Raw genomic sequence first — 5,060 nt, forward strand, 5'->3', positions numbered from 1 at the left:
GGCGGCAGGTAGCCGCCCGGCCCGCGGAAGGATGAGGGGTCAGACCCCGGTGGAGGTGTCCAGCTCGACGTTGTAGTTGGCGAGCTTGCCGATCTGCGCCGGGCTCAGCACGCCCTGGTAGAGCCAGACGTCGTCCAGCTCACCGGAGAAGTACTCGCCCCAGGCGCCGGCGTCCTTGCTCCGGCCGAACTGCACGCCCCCGCCGGCCTCGTAGGGCTGCGGGACACCGGCGGCCCAGGAGATGTGCGGGGTGCATCCGGTGGAGTTGTCCGCGCAGCCCTGGTTCTCCACCTGGCCGTTGACGTACAGGGCGAGCCGGTCCGAGAAGGCGTCGTAGCTGACCGCCAGGTGGGTCCAGTTCTCCATGACGGAGATGGCCGAGGTGTGCGCCGTCCTGGTGCGCGTCCCACCGGTGTTGGCATCGGTGTCGCGCACCTCGGCTTCCCACTGGCCGTACGGCTGGCCGTTGGCGTCGTTGCCCATCGGCACCCAACGCACGGTGACGGCGCTGTTGTTGGCGCCGGCAATGGACAGGGCGGTCATCTTCCGGGTCGGGACGCCCGCGGTGTTCGCCCAGCCGGCCAGGGTGAAGCTCTGGCCGGTGTGCAGCGGGACGGAGCCGGTGGCCGCGTAGCCGGTGGAGCCGTCCAGCAGCAGGGTGCCGGGGACGGGCAGCACGCCGCCGTCGGCCTTGATCGAGGCGCCGCCGCCGAGCTGGGCGCCGGCCTTGGCCGGGCCCTCGTCCGGGGTGACGGCCGGGGTGCCGGTGGTCGAGGCGAGCTTCCAGCGGCCGGCCAGCTGCGGGCGCTGCTGCACCATGGCGCTGGCCTCCGGGCCGGTGACGACGCGGTCGTAGAGCCGCACGTCGTCGATGTCGCCGCCGAAGAACTCGCCGTTGGCGCCCTCGCGGTTGACGGCACCGATCTGCAGCGGGCCGGGGTTGGCCCACGGCGCGTTCTGGGTGTAATCCGACTCGCCGACCAGGAAGCCGTTGATGTAGAAGCGCAGCTTCTTGGCGGCGGTGTCGGAGACGCCCAGCAGGTGGGTCCACTCGCCGGTGGTGCCGGCGAAGCACGGCGCGCCGTTGATCTGGGTGCCCGGGGTGCAGTCGGGCTGCCAGGTGCGGACCAGGGTGTCGGCGGAGGTGTCCTCCTTGTAGCGGCCGAAGGCCCAGCGCTTCCAGTAGGTGGAGTAGTACAGCGAGAACTCGCTGTTGTGCTGGCCGATCTGGCTGACCGCGATCTTCGCGGTGGTGTCACCCGGGGTCGGCGCGGGCAGCTTGACCCACGCGGAGACCGAGAAGTCCCGGCTGCCGTCCACCTGCGGGCGGGTGCCGCGCAGGTAGTCGTCCACGCCGTCCAGGTGGATCGCCTTGTCGGCGATGCCGGGCCGGCCGAGCGCGACGCCGTTGTAGGCGGTGAGGTTGTCGGTCTCGGCGGTGCCGGCCGGCTTGGCGTCGCTGCCGTCCAGGTGCCAGACCGCCTTGGCGGGTCGGCCGATGGCGAGTTGCTTGTCGGCGGCCACGTCGGTGACCTCGGCCTGGCTCAGGGAGCGGTCCCAGATCCTGACCTCGTCGATGGCGCCGGGCCAGAAGTCGACCCACTGGCCCTTCCAGCGGGTGCGGCCGATCTCCAGCGGGCCGTGTCCGTCCCAGACCGCGTTCGCGGTGGCCGACTTGGCGAGGGTGCCGTTGACGTACAGCTGGATGGTGCGCGTGTCCGCGTTCCAGACGCCGGTCAGGTGGGTCCACACGCCAGTCGTCGCGGGGTCGGTGGACTGCAGGCCGATCGTGCTCGCGTCCTGGTTGCCGGCCGCGGTCTGGACCTTGAAGCCCCACTTGGGGACGCCGGCGACGTTCTCGATGCCGAGGTGGAAGGCGTAGTAGTCCGGGCCGCCCTGGCTGACCGCCGCGCGGGTTCCGGTGGTGCCGTCGAACCGGACCCAGGAGGAGACGGTGAAGCTGCGGGTGGTGTCCAGCACCGCGCCCTGGGTCTCGGCGTAGCCGTTGGCAGTGCCGTTCAGGGCGAGGGCTTCCTTGAGGTGGCCGGGCGCCCCCGGGGTGGCGCCGGACCCGAGCGCGGCCTCGACGTTGCCGCCGGCGCCGGTGACGCTGGTGCCGCTCGGGTCGTCCATCGACCAGGCGGCGCGCTGGGTCTGGCCCGAGAGCACGTTGAAGTAGTACGTCTCGGGCTGCGAGGCGTTGCCCGCGCCGTCGACGGCCCGGGCGGAGAGGAAGTGCACTCCGGCGGTCTGCGGCTGGATGCGGATCGTCTGTCCGGCGCCGCCGCTGGTCGCGACCTCGTTCGCCGCGGACGGTGAGGTGTCGAGGCCCCACTGGTACTTGACCACGTCGGTGGCGGCCGACTTCATGGTGAAGTAGCCGCTCCTGCCGACGCCGTCGGTCCACGGGAGCGCCGCGGTGGCGTCCTTGGAGCCCGGGTAGGCGTCCGAGGTGATCGCCGGGCCGTCCGGTGCGGAGGTGTCGACGATGAAGTAGCAGCCGGTCGGGTCACCGTCGGAGGACCACGGCCCCCACTGCGCGCCGTCCCACGCGCGGGCCTCCCAGTCGAGCTGGAGGTTCTGCGGCAGGTTGGTCGGCAGCGGCCAGGAGAAGATCGAGCCGGAGGCCTTGAAGGTGTCCCACCCCGGTGCGGCGTCCTCCGAACCGGTGGACCACCAGCGCCGGCGCAGGCCGGTGCCGTCGTCCCAGCCGACCGCGAACTGGACGCCGATGGCCTCGCCGTCCGGGTCGGTGGCCCGGATGGTGACCTGCGGCATCTTGTTGATCTTGATGCCCGGGTACTGGCAGACCGAGCCCGGCGACATCGTCATGTCGGACATCGGGATCTGGTTGGGCCGCAGGTTGTAGTACACCGACAGGTAGGCGTCGTCGGTGAAGCGCTTCCAGGCGAGGGTGTCGCCCTCGTTCTGGGCCTTCAGACCGAAGGTGATGGTCGGCCAGCCCCAGTTCGCGGCGTCCTGGACGAGGTTGCGCACCGCGCCGTCTTCGCCGTACTCCAGCCAGCCGCCGGGGCAGTTGCCGCCCCAGCCCTTCGCGGTGTTGATGGTCTGCAGGTAGCGGCCCCAGAACCCGGAGGAGTTCTGGCCGTTCCAGGTCAGGCCGGGGGCGATGTAGCCGGTGTTCCACAGCTCGACGGGCCGGGCGTCGCAGGAGTACGACCAGCTCTCGTAAGTGCCGAAGGTGGCGCTGAGGATCTGCTTGCCGACGAACGGGTTGGATACCTGGAAGAACGCCCGCTTGACGTCGGTCGGCGCGCACCGCGAGGTGTCGCCGCAGTAGCCGACGCCCCAGTCGTGGACGTAGCTGCTGTTGTACGTGAAGTGCCAGTAGGCCTGGTTCGGGTAGGTGCGCGAGACACCCGCCCAGTCGCCGGCGTGCGGGGTGTTCCACGCCGGGTCGATCATCACCGGGTAGACGGTGTCAGGGGCGTCCAGCATGGCCTGGTCGGGCGACAGCACCAGGCTGTCCTTGGGCAGGTCGACCTTGAGCCGGGTCATCTTGGCGCCCTCGCCGGGCAGGTCGCCGTAGCCGGCGGCGGCGGGGTCGTCCTGGCCGGCGGCGGGAGCGTTCTGCGCGGGGGCGGCGGCCTCGGCCTGCGGAGCCGCCTGCGGGGCGGCCTTGAGAGCCTTGGGGGCGGCGGCCGGGGCGTTCGCCGGGGCGCTCGGCGTGGCGGTGGCCGGCTTGGAGGAGTCCCACATGACCGGGACGGGCGCCTCGAAGACGGTGCCGCCGCCGGACGGGTCCTTCGCGGAGAGGGTGCCGTCCGCCTCCTGGCTGAACGTCAGGCCGTTGCCGTGCAGGCCGAGCCGGAGCTGGTCCAGCTCGGGGTTCTTCGCGGCTTCGGCGGTGTGCACCACGATGACCTGGGTGAAGCCGGTCTTGGTGGCGGACAGCCGCAGGTCCACGTCCGGCAGGATCGACGCGTACTCGGCGGTCGCGCCGTTGACCGCCGGCTTGGGCAGCGGCTTCGGCCAGCTGAGCTTCAGCTCCTTGCCGGCCCGGGCCATCGTGACCAGCGGCGCGCTGCCGCCGCCGGAGAACTGCAGGTCCGCGGTGGACCCCTTGGGGGCGACGGCGCCGCCGGGCAGCGACTGCAGCGTCGGGTCGAGCTCCACCCAGGCGCCGTTCTTGCGCACCCGCCTGGGCTGGACGTAGGTGGTGGTCTTCAGCTTGCCGTCGGGCTGGGCGACGGTGTCGCTGGTCTCGCTGCGCTTGGCGAGCACCTCGACCGGCTTGCCGGTGCGGGCGGCCTCGTGGACGGCCAGGCTCTCGGCGGTGTCCTGGGCATCCGTCACGCCGGGCGGAGGTGTCCCTCCGGTGGCGGCGGCGGCCGGCACCACCGCGGTCGCGGCCAGCGCGACCGCGGCGAGTGCCGCGGCGAGCAGGCTGCCCGACCGTCTTGCTGATGTTCTCACTGTGCGTAAGCTCCGACTCAGGTATATGGGCGAAGTGCGAGCGGATCTTCATGGACACCTAAACGAAGTGTCAAAGGCTCATGAGAAAGCGGTGAGGAGGCATTTCCTTGTCGACGTATCGTCAGATCGGGAGTAGTCCAGGTAAAACCGGATAAAATGTCTGATGGTCTGTGACGGAAAACACGCCATGGGGGGCCGCCTCGGGGGCGGTTCCGGTCCCGGCCGGTAGTGGCGAACGGTGACCGAGAGCGGTCGGCGCGCTGCCGGGGCGAGCGGTGAACGCCGCGCCTCCGGGACGTCGGTGCTGGTCACCGGGGGTGTCGCGGGCTGGGGCGGCTCGGCCGGGGTGGCGGCGCGGATCGCGGTGAGCCACTGCCGTGCCCCGAGTACGGGACGCCAGGGGAGGGGTGCACGGTTCCCGCGGGTTTCGGGCCTGGCCGACACGCGTGCGGCGGCACAAACGCCGGTGCCCCGCACACGAGTTGTGTGCGGGCCACCGGAGTTAGCGGGTCGGTAGGCCGGCGCCCGGCGACCGGGGCGGCGGCGGTCAGCGGTCGGCGTTCCCAGCGCGGGGGGCGGGCTTGGTGGAGTGGCCAGGTGTGGGTGGGGAGCTGCTGGGTGTC

The 5,060-nt window shown here is 71.6% G+C and carries 1 protein-coding gene; it reads right to left on the reverse strand.

Translation table 11 applies throughout. From position 1 onward, the window contains the following. Window positions 1–39 precede the first annotated feature (39 nt). Entirely contained in the window at window positions 40–4,437 is a 4,398-nt protein-coding gene (locus ACFU7Y_RS39930; protein WP_380771292.1) for a LamG-like jellyroll fold domain-containing protein, read from the reverse strand. Between the last annotated feature and the right edge of the window lie 623 nt (window positions 4,438–5,060).

The sequence above is a fragment of the Kitasatospora sp. NPDC057542 genome, assembly GCF_042801945.1.
Classification (GTDB): Bacteria; Actinomycetota; Actinomycetes; order Streptomycetales; family Streptomycetaceae; genus Kitasatospora.